This window comes from Parapedobacter flavus (genome assembly GCF_035818675.1).
GTDB classification, from domain to species: Bacteria; Bacteroidota; Bacteroidia; order Sphingobacteriales; family Sphingobacteriaceae; genus Parapedobacter; species Parapedobacter flavus.
On record NZ_JAYKZZ010000010.1, the window covers coordinates 26,309 to 44,893 of the forward strand.

Here is an 18,585-nt window from a genome sequence, read left to right on the forward strand (position 1 = left end):
CTATCGGGTGAAAGAGGTTATTGCGTACCGAATTTCATGCATCTTGTTACTGACAGGGGTTAAAATTCGGTACGCAAAGCATTAATTAATCGTAGTGATGAATATTAGAATTTATAGGCTATACCGATGGATGCACCTTGGTTTTTCATAGAGCCTCCTTTGCCTTTGTGCAGATCGGCTAGTCCAAATTTGTAACTAGCATTTATCTGCCAGTTCTTATCAAAGTCGTAGCCAACGATTCCCCCTACACCATAGTCAAAACGGTTCATCGTGGTTCCTGTTCCATTGTTCTTTTTATATAAGTTCACACCATCCAATTTCGTACTGATACCATAGCCGGCATAGGGACCCGCACCTATAAAAGCCTTTCCACTTCCAAGCTCTCCCTGAACAATTCCGTAAAGAGGTATCTCTACTCCAAAAGATTTGAGTTTATCAGATGATTTATCAGTTAAAGATTCAAGTTTCGAGGTGTTGTAGTACACATCAATACCAGATTGCACTGCGAAATTTGGACTTAGGTCATATTTTATAAAAACACCCGCGGAACCGCCAAAGCTCATTTTACTTTTTAAGCTTTTCATATCACCTCCCAAGCGATAATTTGATAGACCTGTGCCGGCTTTGAAACCCACAGATAACGGGTTCTCCTGTGCGGATAATTGAGTAGAAAAAATTAGTGTGCCTACTGCGAAAACAAATGTTAACATGTTCTTTTTCATTGTTCTGAAGTTTTAAAATTTTGAATGTTATTTTTAAATTCTGAACAAAAGAACGATGCCCTGAGCGATTACGAAATCAGGAAACTATAGGCTTTAGAATCTAATACATGAAATGCGTTATTAAAGGGATGAAATTTTCGGTCTTAGGTTATTCCACGATACCATCCATCCACTTTAGAAAGTCCGGTACGCGTACACGGCTTACCAAAACCTCATGTGGGCATATTGGCAAAAAGGAAAGTTTTAGACGGCTGTTGAAGTATTTAGCAACATTCTTAATAGCTTTTACATTCCCAATGCAATTACGTGATACACGAAAAAATAAACGAATATCAAGGAGGTGCTCTAACTGGTCTAAGGTATAATTAATGATATATCGCTTATCATTGGACGTATGGAGGAAGACAACTCCGCCTTCGCTATAGAAATGAGCGATATCCTTAGTCTCTATATAATGATAGTTTTCCCCTTTGGATATCAGAAATCTGTTTTTGGTTCTGACAGATAATAGCTGTTCATAGTTCTTAGGGTTGGCTTTATAGGAAACACTATGAAAGATATTCTCAAATTTAATTAACGCCACTTCCAGCTCATTTTCATTAAATGGTTTTAACAGATAATCAATACTGTTTAATTTAAACGCTTTAATCGCATGCTCATCATATGCAGTTGTAAAGATTACCGGGGTGGTGACCTCTATGTGATTGAATATCTCGAAGCAGTTACCGTCTGCAAGACGTATGTCCATAAGAATTAAATCTACGGCAGAAGTTTTCAAAAACTCGATGGTATCTATCACTGTTTTAGTTTGCTTCTCCAACAAATAATCAGGACGTAATTTCGTTATCATACGTTTCACTTCTTCGTAAGCGAAGCGTTCATCTTCAACTATCAGGTACTTCATGACTTTATAAAGGGGATTTTTACTATAAACAATTGTGTGGTATGATCCACAACAACATCTTTACCGTATAATTTATACTGTTGCGTAATATATTTCAGCCCGATTCCGCCCTTCTCAACATCGTGGGACGGTTGGATGTTGTTTTCGACTGTAATATACTCGCTATCCACATTAATTTTAATATTCAATAATGATTCTTCTGTTGCCTTATTATGCTTGAAAGCATTTTCTATCAATAATTGTAGGGTAAGGGGAATAATCTTATGCTGTTCAGAGGAAGATATTTTATTTACCGTAAAAGTAAAAGCATTTTCAAATCGCATTCTCATCAGGAATATATACGAATCCAAAGCATCCAATTCTTCGGTCACCGATACCACTGGCTGTTGGGTGAGTGAGAGTACATACCGATAGGTTTTTGAGAGGGCTTTCGTAAACTTGTTGGCATTTTCCTGATTTATATATATTAGAGAAGATAACACATTTAATGAATTGAATAAGAAATGTGGATTTATCTGTGCCCTCAATGTTTCATGCTGGAATAGCAATACTCTACGTTTCGCTATTTCAGAATCGGCTATGGCTTTTTGTTCGGACTGGAAATAATAAATTAGTTCAAATGACAGCAGAATTGGGATGTTATTTGTCATTGCAAATGCAAATTTGACAAGGAAAGAAGGTAATCCTTCTTCGGAAATCAACAGGACGTCATAAATCACGTAATTGAACAGACATAATATAATCAGACATATTACGACCAACCCTGTAATATCAGCCATGATTCGATATAGAATATTTTTGGAATAAGGCAAATGCTTATTAAGGAATCTTAATAAAAGAAAATCTGCTATACACATGGTAACAATTACCAAATAATGCGAAAACAACTGGATATGAAAATTGTTCCACAAATCTTCCTTCATCAGAATAATGCTGAAAAGCATCTGGCACAAAGCATAAATCAGTGTGGAGGAGAAAAAAATGAGCAGATTTCTTATACCTATTTTTTTAAATTGGATCATATTCCAAAAATAAAGTTTTCATTTGAGGTGTATGACAAATCACTAATATTTCTGATCAAGGGTTTTGGCGAGCCGAAAGAGGAAAATTGAAAATAAATAAGGACGGCAACCACTTATAATAATCTTGAAAACGAAACTATAACTTAAACATTGAAGACGATCGATATATCGCTATACGACCATATCGTGATAACAGCATCCGATTATTATAGCTATGCAGACAACGGATTACTATAGGGTGACCTATAAAGGCAAAGCAATTAGGTTTTAGGTTAATTAAAATGAGACAAAGAATGAGACAAACATGAGATAAACCTAGGATTAAAACACCATATTTACTAACAACTCATTTAGAATACAAGCACATTGAAATTCAACAGAAAAGCCTCATTACGCTTAAATAGAGGGGCTTTCGTGTCTTTAGATAATGAGCCGACGATGGGATTCGAACCTACGACCTACGCATTACGAATGCGTTGCTCTACCAGCTGAGCTACGTCGGCATCGGCAAAATTTTGCCGATGCAAACATACATAAACTTGCTTTTTTTCACAAGTGTTTTCCGGTGGTCCTCACATCAATATAGCCGTCAGTTCAATCGTGGTGTCCAACAACTTTGAAATCGGGCAGATAGCCTTCGCTTTTTCAGCAATCTCACTGAACTCCGATTCGGAAATCCCCTCAACTGTTCCCTTCAAATCAAGCGCTACGGAGGTGATGCTTCCATCTTCAAACGTCACTTTAGCCTCCGTATGGAGGTGACCGGGCGTATATCCTTTTTCAGTAAGTAAGAAGCTGAGTTGCATGGTGAAACAACCTGCATGTGCCGCTCCGATCAACTCTTCGGGGTTTGTCCCTACCCCGTCTTCAAAACGTGTCTTGTAGGAGTAGGCGGTTTTGTCCAACACGGTGCTTTGCGTGCTAACGGTGCCGCTGCCATCTTTTCCCGTACCCTTCCAATGGGCACTTGCCTTTCTTGTAAATTTCATAATTGTTGTGATTATGCTGTAAAGTTATAGGGAAAACACCCATAGCGGTGAAATTGTTTATAAATTCGCAAGATGGACAGGTTGATTTATTTCGACAACAATGCAACTACACCGCTCGACCCGGGTGTGCTGGACGCGATGATGCCGTATTTCACCACGCATTATGCCAATGCATCCAGCCTTACGCACCGCGCAGGCCGCGCAGCGGCCGCGGCCATCGATATCGCCCGCGAGCAGACCGCGGCGCTCATCGGTGCTGCCCCCAACGAAATCACGTTCACTTCGGGAGCAACCGAGGCCATCAACATGGCCATTAAAGGGATGTTTGAACACTACCAAAGTAAAGGCAAACACATCATCAGCTGCCGAACCGAACACAAGGCGGTGCTGGATACCCTCGCTTACCTCGAAAAAAAGGGCGCTGAGGTAACCTACCTACCCGTGGCATCAGACGGCACGATCGACTTGGATGCGCTGGAAGCAGCCATCCGCCCCGATACGGTCTTGGTGGCCCTCATGTGGGCAAACAACGAAACCGGCATGCTCCACCCCATCGCAGACATTGCCGAGCGCGTGCATAACCACGACGCCCTGTTTTTTTGCGATGCTACCCAGGCGGCGGGAAAAATAGCGATTGATGTAGGCGAAACGGGGCCCGACCTGCTCTGCCTAAGTGCGCATAAACTATACGGCCCGAAAGGCATTGGCGCACTCTATATCCGCCGCCGTGCCAGACGTATACAGACTGGGGCGTTACTGCACGGTGGCGGACAAGAAAACAAGCTCCGCGCGGGTACGTTGAATGTGCCGGGAATTGTGGGGTTGGGGAAAGCGGCCGACATGGCCGGGCAGCAGTTTGCCGACGAATCGCTGCGGCTGGCCAAACTGCGCGATATGCTGGAAACGGCGTTAACGAATTTACCAGCCACCGCTGTAAACGGCCGAAGGGCGCTGCGGCTACCGCACGTGAGCAACATCACATTCAAGCACCTCCGCGCCGACCAAATCATGGTTGCCGTGCCGGATATTGCGCTTGCCTCGGGTTCAGCTTGTGTAAGTGGCACGCGCGATCCCTCCCACGTACTGATGGCAATGGGACGTTCTGCGGCCGATGCCCACGCCTCGTTACGGGTCAGCCTAGGCCGGTTCAATACCGAGGCGGAAGTGAACACCGCCATCGGGCAACTCACTACTGCCGTAGCACAGCTGCGGGCCTCCTCCCCCATCTGGCAACTGCATGAAGCCGGGCTGGTGGAATAACAAGCATGTTTAGGTACGAATCTTGCAAACAAGCTATTTATTTACTCGCTTTTTACGTATTCGCTTTGGCTACTGAAAACCACATCTTCATCATCGGCGCGTTCGATCGCTTCAACTACGGCGACCTCCTGTTTCCGCTCGTCATCGAAGCGCAACTGGCCACCTATGGACAATCGTTTGATACCCGTTATTTCGGTATCATCGAAAGTGACCTTAGTGCGCTCGGCGGTAAGCCTACTGACGATATACAGGCGTTCTACCGTGCTTGCCGGGAAAGTACGGGGCACACCAGCGTTATCGTAGCCGGCGGAGAGGCAGTGGCGGTTACTTGGAGTTCGTTGCTGTTGGCATTGAACAGCACCTTTAAACGTACCCGTCGCTTCCATCATTATATCAATAAGGTTATTGACCTCAACGCATTTGCCAAACGGCGGCTGCACGGTGAAACCGCGCTGCCTTTTGTGTTCACGGCATCAGACTTCGCCGGGGTGGACCGGGTAATTTTCAACTCGCTGGGCGGATCGGAAATCGACCCCGCCACATTCAACCGGTTTGGCGCGCTCCGCGATAAGTTGCGTGGTGTCGACTACTTTGCGGTGCGCGACGAGGCCACGCAGCGGAACTTAGCCAAACAGGGCATCGATACGCACCTTTATCCCGATTCGGCCATCCTCATGTCCAGCTTTTACCCAGTAGCGCTGCTTGCCGAACGCGTATCCCCACAGGTAGCCGAATACGTGGCCGGAAATCGGCACCGGTATGTGTTCTTCCAGATCAAGAACAACCACGCGAAAGCAAACGAACGGCTACTTGCGCAGCAACTCGACGCCGTTGCTTCCAAAACAGGCCTGCACCTGTGCCTCTGCCCCATCGGCAAAGCGCTCAATCACGATGATCATCTGGCCCTGCAACGGATAGCTCCCTTGCTGGCACAGCCTTCCATCTTGTTTGATGAAGTAACCATCTGGGACATCATGTACCTCGTTGCCAACGCGGGTGTTTACGTAGGCACCAGCTTGCACGGAGCTATTACTGCCATGAGCTATGCCGTGCCGTATGTGGGCATAGCAGTGACCAAGCTCCATAGTTACCTGCAAACCTGGGGGGTAGACGGGATAAATCACACCGTCTCTTTAAATGAAATAAATGAAGGGGTCGACCGGGCGCTTGCGACCGACCGGGCGGTGCTGGAACAGTCGCGCGAACAACAGCTGAACGCCGCCGACGCTTCGTTTTCACATATCCGCCAACTGGCTTTCTCTTAATGATTACATGAATCGACACCTCCTAACCCCGGAAGTACAGCGCTATTTGGCCGAGCACGAGCAAAGCGATCCGGCAACGATGGCGCTGCGGAAAAGTCCGTTCACGACAGTTGCTGCGGCTGAACTGGCGCAACAACTGGATGGCCGGCAACGCTGCCGAAAAAAATTACCACTGTGGTACGACACACCGGGCATCTACTATCCTGAAAAGCTGTCCATTGAGCAGGCTTCTTCTCAAGTTACGGCGGGCTACAAGGCCACCGTCGTTCCTAAAGGCACAGAAGTGATCGACCTCACGGGGGGCTTCGGTGTCGACTCCGTCTTCTTTGCGCAACGGGCGGAAGCGGTGACCCATTGCGAAATCAACGCCAGCCTCTCGGAAATCGCTCGCCACAACGCATCGGCACTGGGCGTAGCAAACACCACCTTTATCGCTGCCGATGGCATCGGATACTTACAAAGCCTGCCCGACAACACTTTCGACGTAGCGTATATCGACCCATCGCGTCGTGTTGCGCAACGTAAGGTGTTCCAATTGGAAGATTGTGTTCCCGATGTAGTGGCCACCCAACACGAACTGCTCCGGAAAGTGGCCAGGGTGATGATTAAATCAGCGCCCTTGCTCGATATCACGGCTGCACTACAAGCATTGGAATGCGTTAGTGCGGTACATATTGTCAGTACCGATAACGAGTGTAAGGAGCTCTTGTTCGTTTTGGATCGCGGCCATGCCGATGAACCACGCTTGATGGCCACCGCATTAACGGCGGATACCACTGCCTCATTCGCTTTTACACGCTCGGAAGAGCATGCCGCCAACACCATCTTGGGAGCGCCAACAGGCTACCTGTACGAACCCGATGCGGCACTGCTGAAGGCGGGCGCATTTAAATTGATCGGTACACGCTATGGACTGAAAAAGCTTCACCGCCATACCCACTTGTATACGGCTAGCGAACCGCGGGACGACTTCATGGGGAAAATATTCCGCATAACCGATGTGATGAGCTATGGCGACTTCAAGAAGTCGAAAGCCGCTCCACGCGGAAATGTAACCACACGCAACTTCCCGCTTAAGGCGGAGGTGCTCCGAAAGCGGCACCGCATTGGTGAAGATGGCGGCCGCCACTTATTTTTCTGCACCGGCCCCAACAATGAGCTGTTGGTCATCTTTGCATCAAAATGCTGACCGCCATTTGTGCTTGAGGCCTTTATTGTGGTTCTTTGTATGATATGCACAAACAACTCCAACTTTCCACACTCGATCTTTCGGTAATCATTGAGGGCGGCGATGCCGCTTCGGCCATCGCCCGTACCGTTGAGGCCGCCCGTTACACCGAGCAATTGGGCTATACCCGCCTTTGGCTCGCCGAGCACCACAACATGGAAAATATCGCCAGTTCGGCCACTTCGGTGCTGATTGGCCATGTGGCCGGCAAGACTGAACATATCCGCGTTGGCTCGGGAGGCGTGATGCTACCCAACCATGCCCCGCTGGCCATCGCCGAACAGTTCGGTACATTGGAGGCGCTCTATCCGGGCCGTATCGACCTGGGGCTGGGCCGCGCCCCAGGCACCGACCAGCTGACCGCCGCCGCCCTACGCCGCAACAACCTCGGCACGGCCTATCATTTCCCTTCCGATATCCGCGAACTCCAGCTGTATTTCGGCGATGACAATGTCGCTGGGCGCGTGCGGGCATTCCCCGGTGAAGGGCTCGACATCCCGATATGGATATTGGGGTCCAGTACCGATAGCGCGTACCTCGCGGCAGAGCTCGGGCTACCGTATGCCTTTGCCTCCCATTTTGCACCGGCACAGCTCCACCGCGCCATAGCCATCTACCGGCAAAACTTCAAACCGTCGGCACAGCTGGAAAAACCTTATGTGCTGGCGTGTGTGAACGTCATCGCCGCCGACACCGATGCGGAAGCCGAGGTGTTGGCAACCAGCATGTACCGCATGTTTCTCGGCATCGTAACCAACACGCGACGCCCCCTGCAACCGCCCGTACCTTCCATGGATCCGTACTGGTCGCCCGAAATAGAGGTGGCCGTGAAACAGATGACGGCCTGTACCTTTATCGGTGGTCCGGAAAGCCTGGCACGGCAGCTTATCGCCTTCGTCGAAGAGACCGATGTGGACGAGTTGATGACCACCGGCAACATCTACGACCAAGGCGCGCGGTTGAAATCGTACCGTATCTTAAGCGAGGTGGTGACTGATATCCCTAAGCTGAGGTCGTAAACGATTATCCTTTTATCTCAACAATAGGGATCAATTTTATTTTTTTGTACATTTGGAGGGCGTATCATTAACGTGTGCGGATATGGAAATCACAATCAAAATAGATAAGCGGAGCAAACAAGCAAAAGTGTTTTACGAATACCTTAAAACACTTCCTTTTGTGGAACTTGAAGGACCTCATTACAATAAAGAGACTGAAAAGGCGATAAAAGAGGCCAAATTAGGTAAGACGACCAAAACCACGCTCGCGGATTTCAGGAAGGATCTTTATTCGTAATGTATCAGCTTGAACAGACAGGGAAGTTCAAAAGAGATATTAAACTCGCTAAAAAACGGGGTTTGGATATTCGACTTCTCGATGACATTGTTACCCAATTGGTTGAAAAGGGCACGGTCCCACAAACAAATAAACCCCACAAATTGACAGGCAATTATCGTGGGTTTTGGGAGTGTCATATCCAGCCCGATTGGCTGTTGGTTTGGAAACAGGAAGACACCATAAGGCTTGTCACCTTAACGAGAACGGGCACACATAGCGATTTATTTTAAACCTAACAAGGGCACCATGGGATACCGTAGCCTCGCCGAATGCATCAATGACCTGGAACGGCACGGCCATCTCGTGCGGATCAAACAGGAAGTAGACCCTTATCTTGAAATGGCGGCCGTCCACATGCGTGTGTATGACGCCCAAGGGCCCGCCTTGCTGTTTGAAAATATCAAAGGAAGCCCCTTTCCGGCGGTATCCAACCTATTCGGCACGTTGGACCGTTCCCGTTTCATGTTCAGGGATACGCTTGATAAAATCAAGACGTTGGTTGATGTGAAGTCCGACCCGATGCAGGTGGCCAAAAACCCGTTCCGCTATGCGCACGTAGCGGCAACGGCCCTGTCTGCACTTCCATGGAAAACCGGCCGGAATGCCCCCATTTTACATGGCACTACGCGCATCAGTCAGTTGCCGCAGATTGTGAACTGGCCGATGGACGGCGGTCCGTTCGTCACCATGCCACAGGTCTACACGGAAGATGTGACTAAACCGGGCGCGATGCACGCCAACGTGGGCATGTACCGGATCCAGCTGGGTGGCAATGATTACATGCCCGACACGGAGATAGGACTGCATTACCAGTTGCACCGCGGTATCGGCATCCATCAAACGAAAGCCAATGAACTGGGCCAACCATTGAAGGTCAGTATCTTTGTGGGCGGTCCGCCGGCGCACGCCCTCGCGGCAGTGATGCCATTGCCCGAGGAGCTGTCCGAACTGACCTTCGCCGGCGCACTGGGCAACCGGCGTTTCCGCTATTTTTATGATGCAGAGGGATTCTGTATTTCCGCTGATGCCGACTTTGTGATTACCGGAACGGTGTATCCACAGGAGAACAAACCCGAGGGGCCCTTTGGCGACCACCTGGGCTACTATAGCCTCGTGCACCCCTTTCCACTGATGCGGGTGCACAAGGTATACCACCGCAAAGACCCTATTTGGTCATTTACCGTGGTGGGGAGGCCACCGCAGGAAGACACCAGTTTCGGTGCGCTGATACACGAAATCACCGGGTCAGCCATCCCGCAGGAAATAAATGGCCTCCATGCCGTGCATGCGGTGGATGCCGCTGGCGTGCACCCGCTGTTGTTCGCCATCGGCAGCGAACGCTACACGCCTTACACGGAGACGCAACGGCCACAGGAAATCCTCACGATTGCCAACCAGATATTGGGCAAAAACCAGCTGAGCCTGGCCAAGTACCTGTTCATTTCAGCGCATCAGGATAACCCGCATTTGGACATCCACGATGTGACGGCTTTCTTAACACATATCTTCGAGCGGATTGACTTAGCGCGCGACCTGCACTTCCACACACAAACCACCATCGATACGCTGGATTATTCGGGCGATGGGTTGAATGCAGGCTCTAAAGTGGTCTTTGCGGCGGTAGGCAGTAAAAAGCGTGAATTGACAACCGAATTGCCGGGTGGTTTTGCCTTGCCCCAACCCTTCCAAGCTTGCAAATTGGCCCTACCGGGTGTGGTAGCCGTGGAAGCACCTGCATATACCGACGAAGCAACGGAAACCAAAAGGATAGAAACGTGGTGCCATGAAGTCCGCGATGTCAATTTCAGTGGCATCCAGTTGTTGGTGCTTTGCGATGATGCGGCCTTTACGGCGGCCAATGCCGATAATTTCGTATGGGTTACCTTCACCCGGAGCAACCCTTCGCACGACATCCACGGCGTAGGAAGCTTTGCCCGCCACAAGCATTGGGGATGCCGCGGCCCGCTGATTATCGATGCCCGCAAAAAGCCGCATCATGCCCCCGAGCTTGTCAAAGATGCCGATATCGAAAAGAAGGTAGACGCGTTAGGAGCACAAGGTGGGCCGTTGCATGGTATTTTGTAAAATTGTGAGATTGTAAAATTGTGAGATTGTGAGCAAGTGAGCAAGTGAGCAAGTGAGATTGTGAATCTGTAAAAAGGGTTATTTACTCACAGACTCACAAGTTCACAATCTCACTTGCTCACAATCAACTACCCTTTATAACGGAACCATTTAACCAATTCTCTATAACTGGCTTTCTTGCCGTACATCAGGATGCCCACCCGGTAAATACGACCGGCCACCCAGGTGGTAAGGATAAAGCCGCCCGCCAGCAGGGCAAACGATAGGGCAATTTCCCATACCGGGACCCCAAAGGGCACCCGCACCAGCATGGCTATGGGCGAGGTGAACGGTATCATGCTCAACCAAAACGCCAGCGGCCCATGCGGATCGTTGATCAATACGCCGAACGATAACATATAGGTAAGTAAGAGCGGAATCGTAATCGGGAGCATGAATTGCTGGGTCTCGGTTTCACTATCTACCGCAGAACCCACCGCGGCAAACAACGCGCTATACAGCAGGTACCCGCCAAAGAAATAGAGCAAGAACGTGATGATAATGGTTTGGAAATCGACTTTACCCAGCTCTTGGGTAACCTTGTCGACCATGCCCATCTCCGAACCAACCGCTGCCGAAGCGCCATTATCGGGCATGAGCTGTTGGTGCTCAACCTGCGCCTTCATCCCATCACCTCCCATAATGCTCGTACCTGCTACACCCGCTAAAGCTGTGGACAGCAGAATCCAGAGGATAAACTGGGTAAGCCCGACCAAGCCGATACCGAGAATCTTACCCATCATCAACTGGAAGGGTTTTACCGACGAGATGATCACCTCTACGATCCTGCTGTTCTTCTCTTCGATGATACCCCGCATTACCTGCGACCCGTACAAGAAAAGACAGATGTACACCAGGATGGAAAGCGACATGGCAATTCCCATGGCAGCCCCGGCGCTGCTATCTTTTTCGCCTTCATCAGTCATTTCCTTGGCAGAAAGGCGCACATCCGGACGGATGCTTTCCACCGTGGTTCGGTCGATGCCGGCGTCGGCAAAGGCCCTGTCGCGAAGCACATCTTCCAACTGGTCGGTAATCTCGTCCTGCACGCCAAAACTGGCTGTTTCTTTGGCGAAAAGCTCCACGTGCGACGATGCCGATACATCCGCCGGAATAACCAGAAGAAATGTCTTCCCCTCCTCGGTCATTATCCGTTTCTTTTCGGCGGCGATGTCGCCAGACCCTTCCAAAAATGTGATGTCGTCCGTATTGCCAACCTTCCCGTTAAACAACCCGCTCTGGTCTACCACGTAAACGGTCGCTTGGTTGTTTTCAAAGCTTTTGGCCGTGAGGTAGATGGTGAGTGCATAAATCCCGATGAGAAACAGCGGGACAAGGAAAGTCACCAGCAGGAAAGATTTCTTCTTCACGCGGCTCAGGTATTCACGCTTGACAATCAGTAATATCTTATTCATGAGGACGCTGCGTTAAAGGTGGAATTCGCTTTGGCGGTTACTTGTTGCACAAAGATATCGTGGATACTCGGGATAACCTCCTTGAGTTCGTGGATTTGTACCAGCGGGATCAGGTATACCAATACATCGTTAATGGTCTTGCCATCCGCAATCTGTAGCGTTAGCGTGGTGTTGTCGCCAGTCTCTTCACGGCCATTGATGGTGAATAGATCGGGAATGTCGGTGAGGTGCGTCTCGCGGTGGAGGTATTCCACCCGGTAGGTGTTCGTACGGTAGGCGTTTTTGATTTCCTTCACCTTGCCATCCAGGATCTTTTTAGACTTGTTGATGAGCACAATCGTGTCGCACAGCTCTTCAACGGATTCCATCCGGTGGGTAGAAAAAATGATGGTTGCCCCACTACGATTAAGGGCCAGTATCTCTTCTTTGATGATGTTCACGTTCACCGGATCGAACCCCGTGAACGGCTCATCGAGGATGATCAAATCGGGCTGATGCACCACGGTAGCAACAAATTGCACTTTCTGCTGCATGCCCTTGCTCAGGTCTTCGACTTTCTTGTGCCACCAGCTCTGCATCTCCATTTTTTCGAACCAATGTTTGATCCGATCGGTCGCCTCGCTTCTCGAAAGCCCCTTCAATTGGGCGAGGTATAGCATCTGCTCGCCAATCTCCATCTTTTTGTACAGGCCCCGCTCCTCCGGAAGGTAGCCGATACGCCCAATGTGTTTGGGATTCAACCGTTCACCGTCAAAGTATATCTCCCCGCCATCGGGCGCCGTGATTTGGTTGATGATTCGGATAAGCGAGGTTTTGCCTGCCCCGTTTGGGCCCAGAAGACCGAATATGCTTCCCTTTTCAACATTGGTAGACACATCGTCCAACGCCCGGTGGTTGGCATATTGCTTCACCATATTTTTAATCTCCAGCATCGTGTGTTTCGTGGTTTTAGACCTATGACGCACATCCACTGGGATTGTTACAGCCTTTGCTGCCGCAGCAGCCTTTCGTCAATTCAGCAACTGGTCAAACAAGAGGGAAACATAATAAAGGCCTCCTACCGATGGATTACCGAAACCAGTGGTATATAAGTTATTGCCGATGTTGGTACCACCGAATTTCACGATGGATTTGATGGCGGGAATCTTTTTGCTTACCTGGGCGTCGAAGGTCGAGTATGCCGGAATCATCGAATGCCTGCCGATATTCACAGCTGGGGTGCCCATGCTTGCGTTCCACAAGAACTCCGTTTGGTGGCGGAACGTGAGACCAAAGCCCCATCCGGTCCGATTGATATCGCGGTTGGCGAACCCGAGGTTAAACCGGTATTTGGGCGAGTTGAAAAACGTGATAAACGCGGGGTCCTGCTCGCGCAGTTCCTCGTCGTTTAGCAATACGTTCTGCGTAACATTGCCGCTGAGCGTATAGCCGCGTCCAATCACATAATCCAACCCGATGCCCCAGCCCGAGTTTTTAAGTACCTGTGGTGCATTCAGCGGCATGCTATACACATTGCGGCGCGTCGGGTCGGCCAGGTCGGCAACTGATCCGTTGGGGTCTTTTAATTGTACCAATACAGCTGCTCCCTCGAACGAGAGGAAGCGGTTGTAGTAATAGAAGAGGTCGACGAAAAGCCTGTTGTCGATAGCGCTTTTATAGCCTATTTCATAGGTCTCCACCTTTTCGGGTTCCCATTCTTCGAACTGGTAGGGCTCGATGTTGCCGCTTTGGATATCCGACAGCGCATATACCGGATTGTCAATCATGTTGTAACGTTCGCGGAAGAGCGGCAAGCCACCGATGATCCGCGCCTGTGGTGTGAGCAGGTTGATATATTGGTTCTGGGTGGTGGGTATGCGGAAACCGCGCTGGAATGACGCGCGGAAGTTGTGGTGGTCGGCCACGGTAAGCACGCCCGATACACGTGGACTGAACTGGCCCTTGAAATTCTCGTTTTTGTCGTAGCGCAACGATGCCGTCAACTTAAAAATATCATTGAAATTGCGCCCTGCCTGCACATAAGCACCCCATTCGCGGATATTGAATTCGTCGCCGTTAGCATCGAGCGCAAAGAGGGTACCCTCCGAATTGAGGTCATACATCCGGTAATTGCCCCCCGCAATAAGCTCCACGATAGCGGGGTCGATCTGCTGCTTGAAATTAAACATGCCTTCGGCATGGTACATATTGGAACGGTCGAGAAAATTGGCGCCGGCCGGGATGGCCCGCGTCTTGATGTCGGCCATGGTGGCATCGAAGTCGGACCCGCCCGGTAGGAACATGCCATCTGCCGTCTCCAGTGCGGGTGCCATGGCATCGGCCATCCACCCCCCACGATTGGCACCAGCATGGGTATTTGCGGCGTTTTGGGCAATGCCCAATGCAGTAGCATGGTCAGCACCACCCTCTTCCCTAGCCTGCCCATAGGCCGCCAAAAATGCTCCGGCATACTGCGTGTACGCATTTTGAACAAAAGTGGGTGCCCCTGCCCCGATGGCGGTTTGCAGGTATCGCTGGCTCATTAGGCTGCCCAGCACGCCGAGCGCATGCGCGTCGCCCGAATTTTCCCGTGTCGTGTATCCGCGCACAAAGAAATTATCGCCCCGAAGTTCGGCCTTGTACTGCCCCAGTGTAAAATTCTGGATATTGTACCGATCGGCAGCGGTATACACCGTAGAACCCTTACCCCAATTGGCTTGCAGGATGGCTTCCACCTGATCATTGATCCGGTAGTGCAAGGATGCATTGAGCTTTAAACTTTTTGTCGGGTAGTCCGTCAGCTGCGGTTCGGCATAGCCCGGTGCGGCCTGGTAATACTGCGGCACCATGTTTTGGAAGATGCTGCGCGCAGCCGCCACCTGTTGCAGCGGGTCCGCGCCCGCGATAAACTGCGGCAATGTTACGCCGCCGATTTCCGGTATCTGTGTGGTGTATATGGCCCCCAATGCAGCCGATGACCCCTCGGAGCCGTCACCCGGCATGCCATTGGCATACAAAATATCATAAAGATTTGCCCCTACATCGCCATACCAGTTCACCCCATCATAAGTAGGGTTGCCCTGGGTATTACCGATATTGTTTTCGAGATTGGTATTATTGGTATAACTCTGGTCGCGGTAGTCCGTTGCCTGCCAATCTTCGGCCTTGAGGTAGGCGATATTGGCCTTGAAAGCAAATTTATCGTTGAATGCTTTTGCGAAACGAACGGCCACATCGTAAAACGCGGTGTTGGTCTGCGTACGGTTGGAGGCACTCATCAGCCCGGTCTTCACATAGGCACTTAGCCCTTGGTACGTAAACGGCGATTTGCTGTTCATCAACAGCAGTCCGTTGATGGCATTGGGGCCGTACAATGCTGAAGCAGCCCCAGGTAGAAGCTCTACGCTTTCCACATCGAGTTCCGACATCCCTACCACATTGCCCACGGCAAAATTCAGTCCCGGGGCTTGATTGTCCATGCCGTCCATCAGCTGTACCAGCCGGGTATTGCCGTTCGCGCTGAAGCCCCTGGTATTGACCGATCGGAAAGTAACCGACTGCGTGCTCATCTCAACGCCTTTCAGGTTTTGCAGTGCGTCATAAAAACTGGGTTGTGGGCTCTCCCGGATGCCCAGTACATTCAGTTTTTCGATAGACACGGGCGACTCCAACACGCTTTCTTCGATACGCGAGGCCGACACCACGACTTCCGATGCCATAATGGTCTGCTCGTGCATGACAATAACTAGCGCCGGCGATGATTCGCTTACGGTGATCTCTTGCGATCCGTAACCGATGGACGAAACCTGTAACATGAGGGGCAATTGATTATTTACGCGCAGGGTAAACTCGCCGGCATCGTTCGTGGTGGTACCGACGATCTTACCTTTTACCTGGATGCTAACCCCGACCAGTGGCCGTCCTGTCGCATCGGAAACCGATCCGGAAATCGACGTTTGTGCAGCAGCGGGAAGAAAAAAAAGCTGGAACGCGAACAGTAAACCATACCATCCATAGCGCTTGCGGATCTTTAGGTGTGCCATATCTTTCATAGTTATAATTGGGTTCCGACAATAATACGAATTATTTCAATAGGTCATTAATTAATAGATTAACATTTTTTAACAGCTGCCGTATTAAACTTTTATCGCTAAAACCACTCTTACCAAAACAACGTCCATCCATGGCGGGTGGATGTAGAAAAAGGTGTAACAATTGAAAACTGAGTATGATGAAAAATGCAGTATTAATTACCCTCCTGCTTTCGGGGATGGCTTTCTCGGCCTTCGCGCAGGAACGTGAGCGACGGACGCTCAAAAGTGCCGAGGAAATCGCACAGATGCGTACGGATCGTTTGACGGAAGAGCTCACCCTATCCGAAGAACAACAGCGCGCGGTATATGAGCTGAGTTTGGAAGATGCGAAGAAAATGCAGGCAGAACGGAAGGACCGCAGGGCACAGTCGGAAGCAACGCGCGAGGAACGCGCCACCCAAATGGGCGAACGTAGGGAGGCCATGAAAGCATCGCAAGAGCGTTTGAACAAAGTCCTTACGGGCGAGCAGCGCGAAATACTCAAGCAGCAACAAGCCGAACGGGCGGAAAAAATGAAATCAATGCGCGATAGGCGGCAAAACGGTAAATCTAGGGGTGAGCGGACCCGAAGGGGCAAGCGCGACATCCATAAAAAAGTGGACAGTACCAGCGCGTCGGAAACATCGCCCGAAAAAACGGAATAACGATTCATATTTTTGGTTAAGTTTGATGATGAGCGCCCACTCCGCTTTTGGCGGATGGGCGTTTTTTTATTAGGTTTGCCGCGAACCAATTGGAATGCTATGCAACGGATAAGCGTTATCGGGTCGGGCACCATGGGCAACGGTATTGCCCACACTTTTGCACAATATGGATTTGAGGTGGCACTGGTTGATATCCATCCGGGCGCACTTGCGCAAGCGCTAACCACCATGGCCAACAATCTGGACCGCCAGATCAAGAAAGAGATGATTACGGCGGCAGACAAGGAGGGTATTCTCGGCCGGATTACCACCTATACCGATTTGAGTGCAGGGGTACGTGCTGCCGACCTGGTAGTTGAAGCAGCTACGGAAAATGAACAGGTGAAACTGTCGCTGTTTGAGCAACTCGACAAGCATTCCCCCCAACAAGCCATTTTGGCGAGCAATACCTCGTCCATTTCGATTACCAAAATAGCCGCGGCTACACAGCGGCCGGACCGCGTGGTCGGAATGCATTTTATGAATCCGGTGCCGGTGATGAAGCTCGTAGAGGTCATCAGCGGGCATGCTACATCGGATAGTACAACAAGCACGGTTGTAGCGCTTTCAAAGCAATTGGATAAAGTTCCTGTAAAGGCAAACGACTATCCGGGGTTTGTGGCCAACCGTATCTTGATGCCTATGATCAATGAAGCCGTTTATACGCTTTATGAAGGGGTGGCCGATGTGGAAGCGATAGACACCGTCATGAAACTCGGCATGGCCCATCCCATGGGGCCGCTGCAATTGGCCGACTTTATCGGCCTGGACGTATGCTTGGCCATTTTGCGGGTGCTGCATGACGGTTTCGGCAATCCGAAATACGCACCGTGCCCATTACTGGTCAACATGGTGGTTGCCGGTAAACTGGGCAAAAAATCCGGCCAAGGGTTTTACGCCTACTAACGTTGGGGCACCGCTATTCCAAGCCACTCACTCCGCCGGAAACGACGAGTTTCATCGCATCGGTAGCGCTCATGGCCAGTGGTTTCACCCGTTCGGCTTTGGCAATAACCACTTGGCCCGCAAAGGAATAAGAATAGGGAAAATAAACGACCACTTCGCCTGGCAAACCAAGTTTACCCAAATCGCGTTGGGTAAGGAACCCGATTTTTTTCAACCCGGTTTCATTCACTTCAACCAATACCGGCTCGTTGAATTTTTTGGCGTCGCCTACAAATGCTTCGGTAAAATCCTTAATCGATGAATATAACGTGTTGAACAGCGGAATCCGGTTGATCAGGTCGTTGAACCAATTATATATCGGTGCGGTTACCACGTTGGTGAATATCATCCCCACGATGACCAACCCCACGATAACGGTGAGTATTCCCAACCCGGGCACGTAGAGCGGGCTACCCGACTCATCCTCCCAGAACCAGCTGCTGAGGTTCAGTGCCGAGTCGATGCTGGCTACGATCCAAACGATTAGAAATAGCGCACCTGCCAGCGGCAGTACCACTAGGGTGCCCTTGATTAGGTAGTTGAAAAACAGACGTATCGTTTTATTTTTCATGTTTTTTGCTATTTGCCTTTTTGCGCTTTTGTATCATCATTGTCCG

General features: G+C 50.0%; 19 protein-coding genes and 1 tRNA gene. 11 read left to right on the forward strand and 9 right to left on the reverse strand.

Features of this window, described 5'->3' with window-relative positions:
- Positions 1 to 104 precede the first annotated feature (104 nt).
- From U9S71_RS08990 to U9S71_RS09000, 3 genes are all read right to left on the reverse strand, one after another.
- Positions 105 to 722 (reverse strand): porin family protein, encoded by a 618-nt coding sequence (locus U9S71_RS08990; RefSeq protein ID WP_072408696.1) that lies wholly within the window; start codon positions 720 to 722, stop codon positions 105 to 107.
- A 148-nt stretch (positions 723 to 870) separates the two neighbouring features.
- Positions 871 to 1,626, reverse strand: coding sequence for a LytR/AlgR family response regulator transcription factor (locus tag U9S71_RS08995; protein ID WP_326326882.1), 756 nt, complete (start codon positions 1,624 to 1,626; stop codon positions 871 to 873).
- Positions 1,623 to 2,405, reverse strand: a complete 783-nt coding sequence (locus tag U9S71_RS09000; RefSeq protein ID WP_326326883.1) for a sensor histidine kinase — start codon at positions 2,403 to 2,405, stop codon at positions 1,623 to 1,625. The genes U9S71_RS08995 and U9S71_RS09000 overlap by 4 nt, the downstream gene beginning before the upstream one ends.
- A gap of 114 nt (positions 2,406 to 2,519) precedes the next feature.
- Here U9S71_RS09000 and U9S71_RS09005 point away from each other — a divergent pair, with 114 nt between their 5' ends.
- Together U9S71_RS09005 and U9S71_RS21035 are read left to right on the forward strand one after the other, a co-directional pair.
- Positions 2,520 to 2,738 (forward strand): hypothetical protein, encoded by a 219-nt coding sequence (locus U9S71_RS09005; RefSeq protein WP_326326884.1) that lies wholly within the window; start codon positions 2,520 to 2,522, stop codon positions 2,736 to 2,738.
- Between the two features lie 60 nt (positions 2,739 to 2,798).
- Positions 2,799 to 2,885 (forward strand): JAB domain-containing protein, encoded by an 87-nt coding sequence (locus U9S71_RS21035; RefSeq protein ID WP_436410316.1) that lies wholly within the window; start codon positions 2,799 to 2,801, stop codon positions 2,883 to 2,885.
- A 193-nt stretch (positions 2,886 to 3,078) separates the two neighbouring features.
- Here the strand turns inward: U9S71_RS21035 and U9S71_RS09010 are convergent.
- Both U9S71_RS09010 and U9S71_RS09015 read right to left on the reverse strand, forming a co-directional pair.
- Positions 3,079 to 3,151, reverse strand: a tRNA-Thr gene (locus tag U9S71_RS09010).
- A 69-nt stretch (positions 3,152 to 3,220) separates the two neighbouring features.
- The gene (locus tag U9S71_RS09015; RefSeq protein WP_326326885.1) at positions 3,221 to 3,637 is read right to left on the reverse strand and encodes an OsmC family protein; all 417 of its coding nucleotides are present in this window, start codon (positions 3,635 to 3,637) and stop codon (positions 3,221 to 3,223) included.
- 72 nt (positions 3,638 to 3,709) lie between these two features.
- Between U9S71_RS09015 and U9S71_RS09020 the strand changes: the two genes are divergently transcribed.
- The 7 genes from U9S71_RS09020 (at position 3,710) to U9S71_RS09045 (ending at position 10,813) form a co-directional block, all read left to right on the forward strand.
- Complete coding sequence (locus U9S71_RS09020) at positions 3,710 to 4,897, forward strand: cysteine desulfurase family protein (protein WP_326326886.1); 1,188 nt, start codon at positions 3,710 to 3,712, stop codon at positions 4,895 to 4,897.
- Positions 4,898 to 4,902: 5 nt separating this feature from the next.
- Positions 4,903 to 6,162, forward strand: coding sequence for a polysaccharide pyruvyl transferase family protein (locus U9S71_RS09025; RefSeq protein WP_326326888.1), 1,260 nt, complete (start codon positions 4,903 to 4,905; stop codon positions 6,160 to 6,162).
- A 7-nt stretch (positions 6,163 to 6,169) separates the two neighbouring features.
- A complete protein-coding gene (locus tag U9S71_RS09030; RefSeq protein ID WP_326326890.1) occupies positions 6,170 to 7,351 on the forward strand; it encodes a THUMP-like domain-containing protein in 1,182 nt (393 codons plus the stop codon).
- A 44-nt stretch (positions 7,352 to 7,395) separates the two neighbouring features.
- Positions 7,396 to 8,409, forward strand: a complete 1,014-nt coding sequence (locus U9S71_RS09035; RefSeq protein ID WP_326326892.1) for an LLM class flavin-dependent oxidoreductase — start codon at positions 7,396 to 7,398, stop codon at positions 8,407 to 8,409.
- Between the two features lie 82 nt (positions 8,410 to 8,491).
- The gene (locus U9S71_RS09040; RefSeq protein WP_326326894.1) at positions 8,492 to 8,686 is read left to right on the forward strand and encodes a hypothetical protein; all 195 of its coding nucleotides are present in this window, start codon (positions 8,492 to 8,494) and stop codon (positions 8,684 to 8,686) included.
- Positions 8,686 to 8,958: a type II toxin-antitoxin system YafQ family toxin gene (locus tag U9S71_RS21040; RefSeq protein ID WP_436410313.1), complete on the forward strand. Its 273-nt coding sequence runs from the start codon at positions 8,686 to 8,688 to the stop codon at positions 8,956 to 8,958. The genes U9S71_RS09040 and U9S71_RS21040 overlap by 1 nt, the downstream gene beginning before the upstream one ends.
- A gap of 16 nt (positions 8,959 to 8,974) precedes the next feature.
- On the forward strand, positions 8,975 to 10,813 hold the full coding sequence (locus U9S71_RS09045) for a UbiD family decarboxylase (protein WP_326326896.1): 1,839 nt from the start codon (positions 8,975 to 8,977) through the stop codon (positions 10,811 to 10,813).
- Between the two features lie 128 nt (positions 10,814 to 10,941).
- On the opposite strand, the gene U9S71_RS09050 is transcribed toward U9S71_RS09045, so the two are convergent.
- From U9S71_RS09050 to U9S71_RS09060, 3 genes are all read right to left on the reverse strand, one after another.
- On the reverse strand, positions 10,942 to 12,267 hold the full coding sequence (locus U9S71_RS09050) for an ABC transporter permease (protein ID WP_326326898.1): 1,326 nt from the start codon (positions 12,265 to 12,267) through the stop codon (positions 10,942 to 10,944).
- Positions 12,264 to 13,199: an ABC transporter ATP-binding protein gene (locus U9S71_RS09055; protein ID WP_326326900.1), complete on the reverse strand. Its 936-nt coding sequence runs from the start codon at positions 13,197 to 13,199 to the stop codon at positions 12,264 to 12,266. The genes U9S71_RS09050 and U9S71_RS09055 overlap by 4 nt, the downstream gene beginning before the upstream one ends.
- Positions 13,200 to 13,277: 78 nt before the next feature.
- Positions 13,278 to 16,289, reverse strand: coding sequence for a TonB-dependent receptor (locus U9S71_RS09060; protein WP_326326902.1), 3,012 nt, complete (start codon positions 16,287 to 16,289; stop codon positions 13,278 to 13,280).
- 185 nt (positions 16,290 to 16,474) lie between these two features.
- On the opposite strand from U9S71_RS09060, the gene U9S71_RS09065 reads away from it, so the two are divergent.
- The gene (locus tag U9S71_RS09065) at positions 16,475 to 16,984 is read left to right on the forward strand and encodes a DUF4890 domain-containing protein (RefSeq protein WP_326326904.1); all 510 of its coding nucleotides are present in this window, start codon (positions 16,475 to 16,477) and stop codon (positions 16,982 to 16,984) included.
- 99 nt (positions 16,985 to 17,083) lie between these two features.
- Entirely contained in the window at positions 17,084 to 17,929 is an 846-nt protein-coding gene (locus tag U9S71_RS09070; RefSeq protein ID WP_326326905.1) for a 3-hydroxybutyryl-CoA dehydrogenase, read from the forward strand.
- Positions 17,930 to 17,942: 13 nt separating this feature from the next.
- Here the strand turns inward: U9S71_RS09070 and U9S71_RS09075 are convergent, their stop codons facing one another.
- Positions 17,943 to 18,539: a DUF502 domain-containing protein gene (locus tag U9S71_RS09075; RefSeq protein ID WP_326326907.1), complete on the reverse strand. Its 597-nt coding sequence runs from the start codon at positions 18,537 to 18,539 to the stop codon at positions 17,943 to 17,945.
- Between the last annotated feature and the right edge of the window lie 46 nt (positions 18,540 to 18,585).

Bases quoted from the DNA above. Each gene is read 5' to 3' on its own strand.
- U9S71_RS09065 (WP_326326904.1), top strand. From the start codon at position 16,475: ATGATGAAAAATGCAGTATTAATTACCCTCCTGCTTTCGGGGATGGCT.
- U9S71_RS09025 (WP_326326888.1), top strand. From the start codon at position 4,903: ATGTTTAGGTACGAATCTTGCAAACAAGCTATTTATTTACTCGCTTTT.
- U9S71_RS21040 (WP_436410313.1), top strand. From the start codon at position 8,686: ATGTATCAGCTTGAACAGACAGGGAAGTTCAAAAGAGATATTAAACTC.
- U9S71_RS09070 (WP_326326905.1), top strand. From the start codon at position 17,084: ATGCAACGGATAAGCGTTATCGGGTCGGGCACCATGGGCAACGGTATT.
- U9S71_RS08990 (WP_072408696.1), bottom strand. From the start codon at position 722: ATGAAAAAGAACATGTTAACATTTGTTTTCGCAGTAGGCACACTAATT.
- U9S71_RS09000 (WP_326326883.1), bottom strand. From the start codon at position 2,405: ATGGCTGATATTACAGGGTTGGTCGTAATATGTCTGATTATATTATGT.
- U9S71_RS09060 (WP_326326902.1), bottom strand. From the start codon at position 16,289: ATGGCACACCTAAAGATCCGCAAGCGCTATGGATGGTATGGTTTACTG.
- U9S71_RS09030 (WP_326326890.1), top strand. From the start codon at position 6,170: ATGAATCGACACCTCCTAACCCCGGAAGTACAGCGCTATTTGGCCGAG.
- U9S71_RS09015 (WP_326326885.1), bottom strand. From the start codon at position 3,637: ATGAAATTTACAAGAAAGGCAAGTGCCCATTGGAAGGGTACGGGAAAA.
- U9S71_RS09040 (WP_326326894.1), top strand. From the start codon at position 8,492: ATGGAAATCACAATCAAAATAGATAAGCGGAGCAAACAAGCAAAAGTG.
- U9S71_RS09050 (WP_326326898.1), bottom strand. From the start codon at position 12,267: ATGAATAAGATATTACTGATTGTCAAGCGTGAATACCTGAGCCGCGTG.
- U9S71_RS09020 (WP_326326886.1), top strand. From the start codon at position 3,710: ATGGACAGGTTGATTTATTTCGACAACAATGCAACTACACCGCTCGAC.
- U9S71_RS09045 (WP_326326896.1), top strand. From the start codon at position 8,975: ATGGGATACCGTAGCCTCGCCGAATGCATCAATGACCTGGAACGGCAC.
- U9S71_RS09055 (WP_326326900.1), bottom strand. From the start codon at position 13,199: ATGCTGGAGATTAAAAATATGGTGAAGCAATATGCCAACCACCGGGCG.
- U9S71_RS09075 (WP_326326907.1), bottom strand. From the start codon at position 18,539: ATGAAAAATAAAACGATACGTCTGTTTTTCAACTACCTAATCAAGGGC.
- U9S71_RS08995 (WP_326326882.1), bottom strand. From the start codon at position 1,626: ATGAAGTACCTGATAGTTGAAGATGAACGCTTCGCTTACGAAGAAGTG.
- U9S71_RS09035 (WP_326326892.1), top strand. From the start codon at position 7,396: ATGCACAAACAACTCCAACTTTCCACACTCGATCTTTCGGTAATCATT.
- U9S71_RS09005 (WP_326326884.1), top strand. From the start codon at position 2,520: ATGAAAATTGTTCCACAAATCTTCCTTCATCAGAATAATGCTGAAAAG.